The organism is Commensalibacter oyaizuii, from assembly GCF_029953265.1.
GTDB classification, from domain to species: domain Bacteria; phylum Pseudomonadota; class Alphaproteobacteria; order Acetobacterales; family Acetobacteraceae; genus Commensalibacter; species Commensalibacter oyaizuii.
In genome coordinates this window covers 602,224-617,169 of sequence record NZ_JASBAO010000001.1, presented here as the reverse complement: position 1 = coordinate 617,169, position 14,946 = coordinate 602,224, and the positions used below count along the sequence as shown (strand labels likewise).

The following is a 14,946-nucleotide window of genomic DNA, read 5'->3' as shown; positions in this document are numbered from 1 at the left end:
TCTTCGTCAAGATAAAAAACTTTTTATCGTTGGCATGTATCGCAATAAAAACTTGAACGACCAGCTTGTGTTGTTCGTTTTATTAATGTTTTTTTTCCTTTTGTCAAACATTTTGAGCAATTTTCCTTTTCTTTTCCATAAACATTCCATTGCATTTGGAAATACCCCCGCTTACCATCGGAATGTACATAATCACGCATACTGGACCCCCCTGCTTTAATGGCTTTGGTCAATATCGTTTGAATGGCTTTAACGATATGGAATGTTTCTTCCAAGGTTATAGAATTTGAGGGGCGCAAGGGTGAAATTTCGGCCAAAAACAATGCCTCACATACATATATATTTCCCAAACCAGCAATAAGATGTTGATCTAATAGGCTGCTTTTAATGGATTGCTTTTTCTTTTGCAGTTGATTGTATAAATAAGAAGAAAACTGGGAATATTTTGTTTTTGGTATAATCGGTTCTGGTCCCATACGAACTAATAATCTATGGGTCTGATTACTTGGAAATATATCGATCATACCAAAACGTCTGGGATCTATATAACTTAAGCATTGCCCCTCTTTGGTAAGAACAGTTAAATGTTCATGTTTTTGTAAGATATAAGATGAATTATGGGGACGGACAATCATTTTCCCTGACATCCCCAAATGAATTAAAATAGTCTGTTGGTTATTTAGGTGGATTAAGATATATTTACCTCGTCTGGTGAAATTAATTATCTGCGCATTCATCAAAACAGAATCCAAATTTTTTGGAATGGGGATGCGTAAATGATCACGATGGCATTTCACAGAAACAATGGTTTGGTTGATAAGGCTTTGTTCTAATCCACGTTTGATTGTTTCAACTTCTGGTAATTCTGGCATAGGGTTTTCTAAGTTAATTAATTATGAATAATAATAGTAATCATTCTTCTTTTGAAGCAGAAGATCAAGTCACAGATTTCGGGTTTCGCAAGGTTGATCAAAAAGAAAAACCTTCGATGGTCAAGGCTGTATTCGACAGTGTTGCACCCAAATATGATATCATGAACGATTTGATGTCGCTGGGTATTCATCGTGTATGGAAACAGATTTTTATTCAGGAACTGGCACCGCGTCCTAATTTAACCTTGTTGGATTTGGCTGGTGGAACAGGGGATATTAGTTTTGGCTGGTTAAAACGTGGTGGTGGCACAGCATACCTAACAGATATTAATTACAGTATGTTAAGTGTTGGCCAAGGTCGTGCATTAAACAGGGGATATGTTGACAATATTCGTTTATTTTGTGTTGATGGAGAAAATATTTGTTTGCCTGATCGCTCTGTTGATCGGGTTACGATTTCTTTTGGGTTGCGTAACTGCACGCACAAGGAAAATGTTTTGGCTGAGGCGCGGCGCGTTTTAAAGCCAGGGGGACGGTTTTTGTGTCTAGAGTTCTCAAAACTTATTATTCCGATGCTGCGACCTTTATATGATGCTTGGTCCTTTCAAGCGTTACCTCGTATAGGTCAAATTATTGCAAAGGACAGCGAAAGCTATCAATATTTAGCTGAGAGTATCCGAACATTTCCAGATCAAGAAACCTTGAAATCTATGATGGAAAATGCTGGTTTGGAACGGGTAACGTATCAAAATCTTTCAGGTGGTATTGCGGCCATTCATTCTGGGTGGCGTATTTAAAAAAATTATATTTCAAGGAATCATGGTTTGGTATGTGGACTATAATCTTGCCCATATAAGAAAATAAAGATATTTGATAAAGGTGAAACCGCAAATATCTTTATGATTTATTTTGAGTCTTCAAAAAATACAAAACTTTAAAAACAGTTAATGTTGATAATTTATCTGAGATATTAATATATCATCGCTATTACGTCGTGAATCATTATCCCAGATATAAAGGAAAAGATTATTTTATACTGGGAGTGTTGTTTAATCTTATAAAAATGATCTACTAGATTTTATTAGTTGTTTTGTTAAAGAGGACGATCTGACTATTCCACTGATTATCGTTCCTATTACAGATGATATTGCTCTTGATTGGACTGTAATTACGCAAGGTATGGTTATTGTCACTTAAGAATACCCCGATTTACAGCTATGATAAAAGCATAGATTTCTTACTTTTTATAAAGTTTTATAGAGATTGGTTACGATGAAAAAAAGAATTTTATTGATTATTAGTGGTGGTATAGCAGCTTATAAAGCGCTTGAGCTTATTCGATTATTACGTGGCCAGGGAATGGAGGTGAAGTGCATTTTGACCCAAGGTGGTGCGGAATTTATAACACCTCTTTCTGTACAAACTTTAAGCGGACAAGAAGTCTATCAAGATCTATTTTCCTTAACCCAAACAAATGAAATTGAACATATATGGCTGTCCCGTCAGGCCGATATGGTGGTTATTTATCCTGCCAGTGCTGATTTAATGGCAAAAATGTCGACGGGTTGTGCTGATGACCTAGCCTCTGCCTTGTTGCTGGCAACACCGTCAACATGTCCTGTATTTATCGCCCCAGCAATGAATGTTGCCATGTGGGAAAACGTTGCTACTCAGGAAAATTATCAGCGTCTTTGTAATCGTGGTTATCATTTTATTGGTCCTGATTGTGGTGATATGGCATGTGGCGAATTTGGTTATGGTCGCTTGGTTGCCCCAGACGTGATGATACAGGCTATTCAAGATTATTTTCTATCTTCTCAGGCACTGATAGGCAAAAAAGCACTAGTAACTGCGGGGCCAACTTATGAACCTATTGATCCTGTTAGGTTTATAGGAAATTATTCTTCTGGCCGTCAGGGATATGCAATCGCTGAGTGTTTGCGCGATGCAGGTGCAGAGGTAACATTGATTTCAGGTCCCGTTGCATTAGATGCGCCCACGAATATAAAAGTGGTATCTGTTACAACTGCACAGGAAATGTTGGATGCTTGTGCTGCACATTTGCCAGTTGATATTGCTGTTATGACGGCTGCAGTATCAGATTGGCGGGTCAAAGATTTTTCAAATGTGAAAATAAAAAAGGGCGAAAATGCCCCTCCTCCCACTTTTGAAATGGTGACAAATCCAGATATTTTGGCTTGGATCTCTCAAGATGCCCCTATCCGCCCCCAACTGGTTGTCGGATTTGCTGCTGAAACAAATGATTTACTGGACAATGCACAAGTCAAAAGAAAACGTAAAAATTGCGACTGGATTGTTGTCAATGATGTTAATCCCAATACAAAAATTATGGGAGGAGTCGAAAATGAGGTGACAATTTTATCATCCTCTGGTAAGCAACACTTGAAAAGGGCCAGTAAAAAGGATATTGGTCGTTTGTTAACCCAAAAAATCATCCAGTTTTTCAACGTCTAAACCATGAAAGGGTAATGTTATGACATTAACACCCTTCCCGACTATTTTGGTGAAACGTTTGGCACATGCCAAAGATTTGCCTCTGCCCGCTTATGCGACTGCTGGTGCGGCAGGTATGGATTTATTAGCCGCTGTAACCGAATCGCTTACTTTGTTACCTCAACAAAGAATTTTGATTCCAACAGGTTTACAAATTGCTTTGCCAGCAGGCTATGAATTACAAATTCGCCCTCGCTCTGGATTGGCATTAAAGCACGGAATAATCCTTCCCAACTCCCCAGGGACGATTGATGAGGATTACCGCGGGGAAATTAAAGTTATTATTTTAAATACAGACAAAGAAGCTTTTGTTATTGAACGCGGCATGCGCATTGCGCAAGCTGTGCTTGCCCCTGTGGTTCGAGGTGTGTGGCAGGAAAGCGATATTTTAGAAGATACAGAACGATCGTCTGGCGGATTTGGTAGTACTGGGACTAGTATCCTAAGGTAATCGTTCTAAATAAAAGACCTTACCAATCTTTTTGTTTTAGATACATTTTTCGTTTCTTTAAATTTCAACTATAAGGACATAGGCGGGTTCAATGGCAAGAGATAATATCCCCGCCAGCGTTACAGCGCGTGGAAAACCAAACGTTTTTGATGTGATCACAATTCTTTGTGTAATGGCATTAGGCGTTTATGTGGCATCTGTAACGCGGCAAATCTTACAACCCATGAATATGCCTCAAGCTCAGGCAATTCATCTTGATTTATCCTATTTACCAGAATATTCATTGCGCACAATGTTGCGTATGTTCTTGGCATTGATTGCTTCTGTTGTTTTTACGTTTATTTTTGCGACAATGGCAGCGAAAAGCAAAAGAGCAGCAAGAATCATTATTCCGATTTTGGATGTTTTACAATCCGTTCCTGTATTAGGGTTTTTAACTTTTACCGTTACTTTTTTCTTGGCATTATTTCCTGGTCGTGTCTTGGGACCTGAATTAGCGGCAGTTTTTGCTATTTTTACTAGCCAAGTCTGGAATATGACATTCAGTATGTATCAGGCACTAAAAACGCTGCCAAGTGATTTGGATGAGGCTGCAAAATGTTTCGGGCTAACCAGTTGGCAACGTTTTTGGAAAGTTGAGGTTCCCATTGCAATACCAGGGTTAATTTGGAATACAATGATGTCCATGTCTGGTGGATGGTTTATGATTGTATATTCCGAAACCATTACTATTGGGGATACGAATATTATATTGCCAGGTATTGGATCGTATGTTGGTGCGGCGATTGATCACAAAGATATTCATGCAATATTTTATGCAGTAGCAGCGATGTTTTTGGTAATTCTGGCCTATGATCAATTGCTTTTTAGGCCTTTGGTTGCATGGTCAGAGAAATTTCGTTTTGAAAATGTTGCTGCCGAAAAAGACACCACCCCTTGGTTATTAAGACTGATGTATAATACCAGTTTTATTCGTTGGGGGACAGATCGTATTGCGGATATATGTCATCAAATCGCAATACTACCCATAGGTAAAAAACCATCAAGTAAGTCATTGTTCAGCCGTAGTGGTGGATCACAATTAACCACCATACTATACGCGTTGTTGTGCATCGCTATTGGTGCTGGTGCAGCCTATTACATATATATTACGGTATATACAGAGCTTTCGATATCAGAAGTGATTTATGCCTTTAAATTGGGATTAATCACATTATTACGGGTTGTTGTAATGGTTGGGGTTGCAACGGTTATCTGGTTGCCTGTGGGGATTTGGTTAGGACTTCGTCCGAAATATGCGAAAATTACTCAAATTGTTGCACAATTCATGGCTAGCTTCCCGGCCAATCTGTTATTCCCCTTCGTCGTAATGGGTATTGTTCATTTCCATCTAAGTACGAATATCTGGTTGACACCACTAATTATTTTGGGAACTCAATGGTATATTCTCTTTAACGTTGTGGGGGGAGCCTCTACTTTTCCTGGTGATTTAAGAGAAGTCGCCATTAATTTTAAAGTTAAAGGTTGGTTGTGGTGGTTTAAAGTCATGATCCCTGCAGTTTTCCCTTATTACGTTACGGGGGCTTTAACTGCTTTTGGTGGAGCTTGGAATGCTTCTATTGCTGCTGAATTGGTCAGTTGGGGATCAACAACGCTAGAGGCCGAAGGTTTAGGGGCGTATATTGCTCAGGCAACTAATGATGGCAATGGCTTTAAAGTTGGTTTGGGAATGATTGTCATGTCGACATTTGTTATTTTGTTTAATCGTGTTGTTTGGCATCCTTTGTATGACTATGCTCAACGCCGTTTGTCCTTGTCGTAAGGGAATGTTTTTATGAATAATCAAGAAATTCTAGTTCAAATTAAAAATTGTCAACAGGCCTATCCAAAAGACAATAATTCCCAATTGGTTGTTTTGGATGATGTCAATATCACCATTAAAACAGGCGAGATTGTTGGATTGTTGGGACGTTCTGGTTCTGGTAAGTCAACATTATTGCGTATTATGGCAGGATTACTTACCCCCACCCAAGGAGAGGTGAAATGGAAGGATAAATTATTGTCAGGCCCTGCTGAGGGGATTGCGATGGTTTTTCAATCTTTTGCTTTATTTCCTTGGTTGACCGTGCAAGACAATGTGCAGTTAGGATTAGAGGCCAAAGGTGTTGCCCGTAAAGAACGTGAACAATTGGCCGAGGATGCAATTGATTTGATCGGTCTTGGGGGATATGAAAAAGCATACCCAAAGGAATTATCTGGAGGTATGCGTCAACGGGTTGGTCTGGCCCGAGCCCTAGTGGTGCATCCTGATTTATTGTTAATGGATGAAGCCTTCTCGGCGTTGGATGTATTGACTGCCGAAAATCTTAGAACGGATTTGATTGACTTATGGATGGAACAAAAACTTCCTGTTAAATCAATGTTAATGGTTACCCATAATATTGAAGAAGCTGTTTTAATGTGTGATCGCATATTAATCTTCTCTTCAAATCCAGGTCGGGTTGTTCATGAATTGGAAGTTAAATTCCCCCACCCTCGTAACAGGGAAAATGCAGCGTTTCGTCAATTCGTTGACCATGTTTATACATTGATGACACATCGTGATCCGACTACAAATTTAAACACGTTGAATGCCCAAGCAAACGATCAAAAAGGCTTTCAAGCCCTGCCCCGTATGTCAATGAACTTAATGATTGGGATGCTTGAGGCTTTGCAAGCTGAACCTTATTTGGGTCGTGCAGATTTGCCCAAACTAGCGCAAAGCTTACAGATGGAACTGGATGATTTGCTGCCTATTGGGGAAACACTGCAAATTTTGGAATTTGCTGATGTTGCTGAAGGGGATATCACCCTGACTGAACTAGGAAAACAGCTGGTAAATTCTGAAATTGATGACCGTAAAGACATATTTAGAAAAACAATTGTAAAGAACATAGCTCTTATTCGTTCCATTCGTAATGTATTAGATGAACGGGGAAATCATAAGGCCAGTGCCGAGCGATTCAGAGACGAGTTGAAAGATACAATGTCTCCTGAATATGCTCGACACACGTTGTCAACCATCATTGGTTGGGCACGTTATGCCGAGATATTCGACTTTGATGAAGAGTCCGATCAATTCTTCTTGGACGAAGATGACAAAACGGTTCGGGAATAAAATTATTTTTTTAAATAATCAGAGAATTCTTTTCTAACTTTTAGCACCTTGGGGGCAATAACTGCTTGGCAATAAGCAACTTCGGGGTGCAATTCAAAATAGTTTTCATGTTCCTTTTCAGCAGGGTAAAAATGATCCAGCAATTTTATCTCTGTTACGATGGGGTTCTCCCAAATTTTGGATTTGGTTATTTCATTTTTAATAAAAACTGCCGACTCTTCTTGTTGTTTTGTTGCTGGTAAAATAATTGAACGATAGCGCGTTCCCTTATCATGACCTTGAGCATTTAAAGTGGTTGGGTCGTGGATCAGAAAAAATAAACGCAGCAGATCCTCCAGTGAAATTCCAGAGTTATCGAATGTTACCTTAACAACTTCTGCATGCCCTGTTGTATCGGTATATACTTCCTTATAAGTCGGATTTAACGTATGACCGCCTGCGTAACCTGGTTGAATTGCGTGAATGTGTTGAAAATTCTTTAACATTGCCTCAACGCACCAGAAACACCCACCACCAAAAACGATGGTCTCTATAGAGGTTGAATTTGTTTGTTGTTTCATTTTTTTTCCTAAAAACGGTTAAAGTGATAAGATACCGTCTGCATATCAGTTAAAATACTAAAGTTTTCAGGAAAATATAAGAGAGAAATCGTTAAATGCTGTAGAATTACTCTACAGCATTTTTTGAATTATTATTCAAAATGTTTTAAGGCGTTTTGAATGCGATGTTGGTCGTTGGTTAATTCAGCCAACCGACCACGACTTTCTTGAATAACGTCAGGGCGTGCTTTTGCCAAGAAGTTTTCATTTGATAATTTGGTATTTAATTTCTCAATCTCATCAGAAGTTTTTGCTAATTCCTTAGTTAATCGTTTTTTCTCTTCTTCTATATCAATGATGTCGCCCAAAGGTAAGATAACGGTCGCCTCATTAATAATAGCTTGGGCAGATCCTTGTGGAATAGAATCAATAAGAGGTTTAATAGTATCGATTCTTGCCATACGTCTGATGGCATCAGCCCATACGGTTGCATAATGAACGGTCTGTTGATTTGCATCTTTTAAAAGCGCTGGAATGAACTTAGCTGGTGGTACATTCATTTCTGCGCGCAGTGTTCTTATTTCTGAAATAAATTTAATTGCCCAATTTATTTCAGCAGTCGAATCATCTGTAATTACGGACGTAAAAGATGCAGCCTTTGGCCATTCAGAAACCATTAATGACCCCTTACGTCCAAATTTAAATTCTGCCCATAGGGTTTCTGTAACAAAGGGAATAACTGGGTGAAGAATTTGTAATAAGGTTTTTAATACAATTCCCGCCACAGCACGGGTTTCGTGAACAACTGTGCGATCAGCATTTTGAAAAGCTGATTTTGCAAATTCAAGGAACCAATCACAAAATTTGTCCCAAGTGAAGTGATAGCAAACAGATGCATACTCATCATAACGAAAAGATTCTAAAGCAGCAGTAGCATTTTCGATTGCTTTTGATAACTCGCCCAGAATCCATCGATTTAAAGCAAGTTTAACATCGTTAATAGAGAATTTAGCATCGTAATGGACTTCATTCATCTCGCAAAAACGTGCCGCATTCCATAATTTGGTTATAAAAGAACGGTATTCCTCAATACGTCTTTTGCCAAGCTTGATATCCCGACCTGGTCCGGTCAAAGCGCATACTGTAAAGCGCATTGCATCTGCGCCGAATTCTTCAATGACTTCTAAGGGATCAATTCCATTTCCCTTAGTTTTGGACATTTTCTGCCCTTTTTCGTCACGAACCAATCCATGCAAATAAACTGTCTCAAAAGGAACGTCTTTCATAAAGTGCATTCCCATCATCATCATTCTGGCCACCCAGAAGAAAATGATATCAAATCCAGTAATTAAAACGTTTCCTGGATAATAACGGTTCAACTCTGCGGTTTGATTTGGCCAACCTTGAGTTGAAAATGGCCATAAAGCAGAAGAAAACCAAGTATCTAAAACATCTTCATCGCGACGTAATATTTCTTCTTTACCGTAATGGTTAAAAGCTTGTTCTTTTGCTTCCTTTTCATCGTAGGCAACAAATACAGTATTATCTGGTCCATACCATGCAGGTATTTGATGCCCCCACCATAATTGTCGGCTGATACACCAAGGTTGCAGATCCCTCATCCATGAGAAAAATGTATTTTCCCATTGTTTAGGAACAAATTTAATCTTCCCTGTTTGCACGGCTTCAATTGCTGGTTTTGCAAGTGTCTTTGCATCGCAGTACCATTGGGTGGTCAGCCTTGGCTCAATAATCGCCCCGCCTCGTTCGGCATGGGGAACTTGATTTTTGTGCGGTTCAATTTTCTCTAATAGGCCAAGTTTTTCGAGTTCAGCAAGAATTTTTTTCCTTGCTTTATCACGAGGAAGCCCTGCTAAAGATTTAACAAACTCAGATTGCTCACCAACCTCAAGCTCGCTTAGATCAATAGCAGCACTTTCATCTAAGATCGTAATTAGTTTTAAATTGTGTCTTTTACCAACTTCAAAGTCATTAAAGTCATGAGCCGGTGTAATTTTTACTGCACCTGTTCCTTTTTCAGGGTCAGAATACTCATCTGCAATGATGGGGATTATGCGACCAGTTAGGGGCAAAACGATCATTTTACCAATAAGGTTTTTATATCGTTCATTCTCTGGATGGACGGCAACAGCGACATCACCCAACATTGTTTCAGGGCGGGTGGTGGCAATGGTAATAAATTCATCAGTGCTGTTTTCAATGGGATATCGTATATACCAAAGGCTTCCATTAACTTCCTTGTTTTCAACTTCTAAATCAGAAACTGCTGAACGGAAATTGGGATCCCAATTTACTAATCGCTTATCTTGATAAATCAACCCTTCTCGATAAAGGGTAACGAAAACTTTTTTGACAGCTTCTGATAATCCTTCATCCATTGTAAAGCGTTCACGCTGCCAATCTAGTGAAGCCCCCAGACGTCGGAGTTGCTTTGTAATTTCTCCACCTGATTCGGCTTTCCATTGCCAAACATGGTCTATAAATTTTTTGCGTCCAATTGTTTTACGATCAATTCCTTGTTCATTTAATTTACGATCAACAACTAATTGGGCTGAAATCCCAGCATGATCTGTTCCTGGCTGCCATAAGGTGTCATATCCTTGCATTCGACGCCAACGAATTAAGGTGTCTTGCAATGTCATGGTTAAGGCATGCCCAATATGTAATGTACCTGTTACATTTGGTGGGGGGATCATAATAGCAAATGGTTTTTTGTTGTTATCTTCAGGATGTGCAGAGAAAAAACCTGCCTCCTCCCAAATCTGATATAGATCATTTTCAACAGCAGAAGGCGTAAATTTTTTGTCTGACATAGGTACAATATTTTAAATATTAAAAGGATATGTAATGAAAAGAATACTAACGTCCAGGTTGGTCTTGTGCATAGTCGTTAATGCCCCACCATCTGTTTTTAACGGCGTTATAATAGGCGGTATAATCATAATGTGGTACGTTTAATTTCAAGTCTTGTGCCGTAAGACGCCCCATAGCGGCCGCTACATCATAAGATGCAGTAACCATCGTACTCAGATTTTGGATTAAAGCAGTTTGAGAGTTAAGTAAACTTTGTTGTTGTTGCAACATTTCCAATGTTGTACTGGTTCCAACCACCACTTGTTTTTCCACGCCAGCCAAAGCAACAATATTCGCAGCGATAGAAGATCGATTACTTGCGATAGAAGCTTTTGCAGCCTGTAATTTTTGCCAGTTACTGGATGCCAGTTGCATTGCAGCACGACGTTGTGCATCCACTTGTTTATGCGCTGCTTGTGCTTGTTGGCGGGCTTGTCGTACAGCAGAGTATTCAGAACCACTTTGATAAATAGGAAGAGTCATTTGTAACGTACCCATTTTATTATCGGTTTCGTAATTTCCTGTCCCTTGATTGGCTGTTCTTTGATAAGTGAGTTGTGCATTTACTTTGGGCATAAGGGCAGAGATCGCAACATTGACAGCTGCTTTTTGAGCTGCTTCTGTAAAGAGTGCAGTAATAACATCTGGATTATTTGATGTCGCAATTGCTATGGCTTCTTGTTCTGTTTTTACAGGTAAAACTAAAGGTTGGGGTGGGGTTAAATTGGGTGGAGGTGCAATGCCAACAACTTGGGCATAGTTTGCTTGTGCTTCTCTTAATGCACCTTCAGCAGTTTGACGTTGTGCTCTTGCAGAAGCCAGAGCACCTTCTGCTTGGGCTGTGTCAGTACGAGTGATTTCGCCCAGTTTAAAGCGTTGATGTGTTGCTTTAACCTGCTCGCTTAGAACTTTTTCGTTATTAATATTAATTTGTAATAGTTGTTGTCCTTGGATAACACCAACATACGCCTGCACAACTTTTTGGAAAATTTGTTGTTCTGTTGATAGTAATTTTGCCCGTTCGGCCATTACTTGGTTTATAGCTTGGTGCGTTTGTGCTGTTGTTTTTCCGCCTTGATAAATTGGCTGCGATAAAGTTACCCCAGCATTATATCCCAATTGACCTCTTGCTTTTTGAACATAGTCACCTCTAACAACGCGTCCTGTATTTGGATCTATAGTCTGTGCTTGTCCAACAGATGTATTGGTCATATTACCGATGGAACCAGCAAGGTTGGTTTGGATAGTTGGTCGCCAACCAGCATGGGCTGTTGAAACGTTTTCGTCAGTTGCTCTTAACGTTGCCCGTTCTTGTTGAAGCTCAGGGTTCGTAAGATAGGCTGTAGCCAGTGCTTCTTCTAAGGTATGTGGTACAAAATTTGGTGATCCTGAGCCATCATAATTTTGTGCCCAAGCTGTTGAACTTACTAAAAAAGTAAGCAAACTAATCCCTAAGTACCGACAATTTAACATGACAACGACCTTCTATCAAAATCTCTAATGCGATATCTACTATCAAAGTAATAAACAAAAGAAAATGGTTTTATTAATTTTTTAACTCGGGTAAAAGGGGTAAACTTGCGTAAAAGCATCGGCGCGTTGTCAATCCATTGGTTGTTTTTTTGATAATGGTGGCATAACTGGCTTGTCCCTCTTGTTTTAAGACAGTCACTATCTGTCCATTCATAGCCAATTGATCAATTAATGATCGAGGAATATCGGTTATAGCACCATCGATAATTATTGTATTAAAAGAATCTTGTTCCGGAAAACCATCAGACAGCTTGCCCATATGCCAGTGAACATTACATGCATATTTCTGGCAAAAAGCTTTCCCTTTTGTTGAAAGTTGCTCGTTTTGCTCAACTGCGAATGTTTTTGCTTTCAACAAGAAAGCAATTGCAGCCAAATACCCAGTACTAGCCCCTATAATTAATATTTTTTGATCAGGAATGATTTCTGCAAGCTGAACCAATCGGGCAACTACTCGAGGCTCACTTAGAAAACGTTCTTGGGTCAGAGGAATATTAATATCAGCATATGCAATTTCGCGTTGAGAGTCATCAACGCATTCCTCACGAGGTAACGCACGCATGATTTCAATGAGTTGGGTATTATTTACATCAGCAGGACGAAGTTGATTTTCAACCATATTCTGTCGTGCCTGAGCAAAATCAAAGTGAGAGTGATTCATTGTTCCCTAAGATCTTTAACATAGTTTGTGTTTAAATAGCATGAAATCGCCAAAGATGAAAAGTAAAGTTTTAATACATTTTTTTCTTGACCTTTTTTCAATAGTAGAAGATATAAGCAGATATCAAGCGTATAAACTTGGTCCGGTGGCAGAGTGGCTCATGCAGCGGATTGCAAATCCGTTTACGGGGGTTCAATTCCCTCCCGGACCTCCACAAGTCATCGTTACTTTACTGTTTTAATCCTGTTTCACTTTAATATTTGATAAGATAAAGTCCTTGATACTTGCAGGTGCCAAGCGATCTATCCATTTTAATATGTTAAATATGCTTGGTAAAATAAGCTCTCTTTTATTATTATCAATTGCGTCTGTGATTTTTAAAGTGGCTTCGTTTAAGCCCATCAAAAATGGTTTATCGCAATCCAAGCGTTGACTCATCGGGGTATCGATAAAGCCAGGAGAGATCAATGTAACACTAACTCCGCATTTTTTGACAGCTAGTCTTAAGGAATCGGCAAAACGGGCGATTCCTGCTTTTGAACTGCTGTATCCCGTTGCAAATGGTAACGAGTGAAATCCAGCAACAGAGCCTATTAAGACGATCTTACCTTGAATGTGCCTCGTAATCATTTGATGGGCAATAATATTGGCCATTAAGCTTGGGGTCGTATAATTTAACTGGGTCAGTTGTAGTAAATTTTCAGGGTCTTCTAACAATTCGGCTTCGCGTTTGATGTCGCCTGATCCTGCGGCTAGTATTGCCATGTCAATTGTGTGTTCAGTCAGTATTTTATTGAGTAATTTTATTGCATCAGAAGGAATTGATAGATTTATAACATAGATATGAACGTCTGCGCCTTTGTCCCGACATAATTGGGCTGTTTTTTCCAGTTTGTCAGTTGACCGGCCCCATAAAAAAAGTGTTCTTCCTGGTTGCGCATAAAACCGAGCCAAGGATTGACCTATACCACTGGACGCACCTGTAATTAGAATTGAATGTGCTGAAAAAGATTCTTTTTTATTCAATTTTTTTATTTTTTTTTTTGATAAAGTTATATCTATCAAGATAAAAACCCTCTATATAATATTGCAATGCTCAATTTTATACTGTTTCTATATTAAATCTCAAAAAAATTAAAATATTAATTTTAATTGATCTTAAATGGTTCTCCTATGATTATGAATACTTCTTCGCCGAATGATTTAAAAGTCCTTCCTGTTCGTAACGCTAAACAATTATCACTATTTATTCGGTTGCCAAGATTGCTTTATAGTCATTATGCTAATTATACTCCCCCTTTAGACTTTCAGGAAAGTAGCATGCTACACCCTAGAAAATCTGCATTTTTTAGATATGGGATAGCACAATATTTTATTGCCTATAAGAATAATCAGCCTGTGGGACGTATTTCAGCCCAAGTTGACCCGAATGCCTTGCGTGTTTGGAAAGAACCAATTGGATTGTTTGGGGCATTGGATGCTATTGACGATCCGATTGTCGTTGCAGAATTAATTAAAGCAGCAAGTTATTGGGTTCAAAAGCAAGGGATGGAAAAAATACGTGGGCCGTACACTTTAAATGCAAATTCTGAGATCGGTACAATGGTTAGGGGATTTGACGCCCCTGCTATGATTGCTATTCCTTGGCATCCTGAATATTTAGCTGGTCATATTGAGACTGCAGGGTTAAGCAAAGCAATGGATGTTGTGTCTTATCAAATGCAAATGGGGCAAGAAGCGCGTGATGCTCACAAAATTCCATCAGGAATGCAAATGGGAACGGGCCGTTTGGGAAATATCACCACACGACAATTAAATATGAAAGAGATTACCAGAGATGGTGAGATTTTGCGTCAGCTTTATAATGATGCATGGCAAGGGTCATGGGGTTTCGTTCCCTTAACGCCTACAGAGATGTCGTTTTTAATTCGTGATTTGAAACAAATGCTACGACCAGAAGACTATGTTTTAGTTGAACAAAACAAAATGCCTGTTGCGGTCGCATTGGTTATTCCCAATGTTTACGATTTAATTGGTGATATTGGACCGACCCCCTCACCATTGGGTTGGGCAAAATTGGGATATCGTAGTGTTTTTCACAAATTTAATTCTGCCAGAGTTATTTTATTGGGGATAAGCCACGCAATTCGCGATACAGCATTGGGCGCTTTGATGCCTTCTTTGGTCATTGCTGAATTATTTAAACGAGGTGAAGTTTTGCCTTATAAAATGATTGAATTGGGCTGGATTTTAGAAACAAATACAGCAATGCGCAATCTAATTGAACGCATTACCCCTGAACCCTGCAAAATACACAGAATATTTGAAAAGAAGTTATAATGTAA

12 protein-coding genes and 1 tRNA gene are annotated in these 14,946 nt (G+C 39.1%); 7 read left to right on the top strand and 6 right to left on the bottom strand.

Features of this window, described 5'->3' with window-relative positions; translation table 11 throughout:
- Nucleotides 1-23 precede the first annotated feature (23 nt).
- Nucleotides 24-872 (bottom strand): bifunctional DNA-formamidopyrimidine glycosylase/DNA-(apurinic or apyrimidinic site) lyase, encoded by an 849-nt coding sequence (gene mutM, locus QJV27_RS02695; RefSeq protein WP_281447447.1) that lies wholly within the window; start codon nucleotides 870-872, stop codon nucleotides 24-26.
- Between the two features lie 23 nt (nucleotides 873-895).
- Between mutM and QJV27_RS02690 the strand changes: the two genes are divergently transcribed.
- From QJV27_RS02690 to QJV27_RS02670, 5 genes are all read left to right on the top strand, one after another.
- Nucleotides 896-1,669, top strand: coding sequence for a class I SAM-dependent methyltransferase (locus tag QJV27_RS02690; protein ID WP_281447446.1), 774 nt, complete (start codon nucleotides 896-898; stop codon nucleotides 1,667-1,669).
- Nucleotides 1,670-2,144: 475 nt separating this feature from the next.
- Nucleotides 2,145-3,347 carry a bifunctional phosphopantothenoylcysteine decarboxylase/phosphopantothenate--cysteine ligase CoaBC gene (coaBC, locus tag QJV27_RS02685; protein ID WP_281447445.1) on the top strand — a complete coding sequence of 401 codons (1,203 nt, stop codon included), beginning with the start codon at nucleotides 2,145-2,147 and terminating at the stop codon, nucleotides 3,345-3,347.
- A 19-nt stretch (nucleotides 3,348-3,366) separates the two neighbouring features.
- On the top strand, nucleotides 3,367-3,837 hold the full coding sequence (dut, locus tag QJV27_RS02680) for a dUTP diphosphatase (RefSeq protein WP_281447444.1): 471 nt from the start codon (nucleotides 3,367-3,369) through the stop codon (nucleotides 3,835-3,837).
- Nucleotides 3,838-3,928: 91 nt separating this feature from the next.
- Entirely contained in the window at nucleotides 3,929-5,659 is a 1,731-nt protein-coding gene (locus QJV27_RS02675; protein ID WP_281447443.1) for an ABC transporter permease, read from the top strand.
- 12 nt (nucleotides 5,660-5,671) lie between these two features.
- The gene (locus tag QJV27_RS02670) at nucleotides 5,672-6,994 is read left to right on the top strand and encodes an ABC transporter ATP-binding protein (RefSeq protein ID WP_281447442.1); all 1,323 of its coding nucleotides are present in this window, start codon (nucleotides 5,672-5,674) and stop codon (nucleotides 6,992-6,994) included.
- Between the two features lie 2 nt (nucleotides 6,995-6,996).
- Here QJV27_RS02670 and msrA read toward each other — a convergent pair whose 3' ends face one another.
- From msrA to QJV27_RS02650, 4 genes are all read right to left on the bottom strand, one after another.
- The gene (gene msrA, locus QJV27_RS02665) at nucleotides 6,997-7,554 is read right to left on the bottom strand and encodes a peptide-methionine (S)-S-oxide reductase MsrA (RefSeq protein WP_281447441.1); all 558 of its coding nucleotides are present in this window, start codon (nucleotides 7,552-7,554) and stop codon (nucleotides 6,997-6,999) included.
- Nucleotides 7,555-7,685: 131 nt separating this feature from the next.
- Nucleotides 7,686-10,367, bottom strand: coding sequence for a valine--tRNA ligase (locus QJV27_RS02660; protein ID WP_281447440.1), 2,682 nt, complete (start codon nucleotides 10,365-10,367; stop codon nucleotides 7,686-7,688).
- A 46-nt stretch (nucleotides 10,368-10,413) separates the two neighbouring features.
- On the bottom strand, nucleotides 10,414-11,880 hold the full coding sequence (locus tag QJV27_RS02655; protein WP_281447439.1) for a TolC family outer membrane protein: 1,467 nt from the start codon (nucleotides 11,878-11,880) through the stop codon (nucleotides 10,414-10,416).
- A 73-nt stretch (nucleotides 11,881-11,953) separates the two neighbouring features.
- Nucleotides 11,954-12,601: a protein-L-isoaspartate O-methyltransferase family protein gene (locus QJV27_RS02650; RefSeq protein WP_281447438.1), complete on the bottom strand. Its 648-nt coding sequence runs from the start codon at nucleotides 12,599-12,601 to the stop codon at nucleotides 11,954-11,956.
- A 139-nt stretch (nucleotides 12,602-12,740) separates the two neighbouring features.
- Here QJV27_RS02650 and QJV27_RS02645 point away from each other — a divergent pair.
- A tRNA-Cys gene (locus QJV27_RS02645) sits at nucleotides 12,741-12,815 on the top strand.
- Nucleotides 12,816-12,838: 23 nt separating this feature from the next.
- Here QJV27_RS02645 and QJV27_RS02640 read toward each other — a convergent pair.
- On the bottom strand, nucleotides 12,839-13,627 hold the full coding sequence (locus QJV27_RS02640) for an SDR family NAD(P)-dependent oxidoreductase (RefSeq protein WP_281447437.1): 789 nt from the start codon (nucleotides 13,625-13,627) through the stop codon (nucleotides 12,839-12,841).
- A 153-nt stretch (nucleotides 13,628-13,780) separates the two neighbouring features.
- Here QJV27_RS02640 and QJV27_RS02635 point away from each other — a divergent pair, with 153 nt between their 5' ends.
- Nucleotides 13,781-14,941 carry a hypothetical protein gene (locus tag QJV27_RS02635; protein ID WP_408869612.1) on the top strand — a complete coding sequence of 387 codons (1,161 nt, stop codon included), beginning with the start codon at nucleotides 13,781-13,783 and terminating at the stop codon, nucleotides 14,939-14,941.
- Nucleotides 14,942-14,946 lie beyond the last annotated feature (5 nt).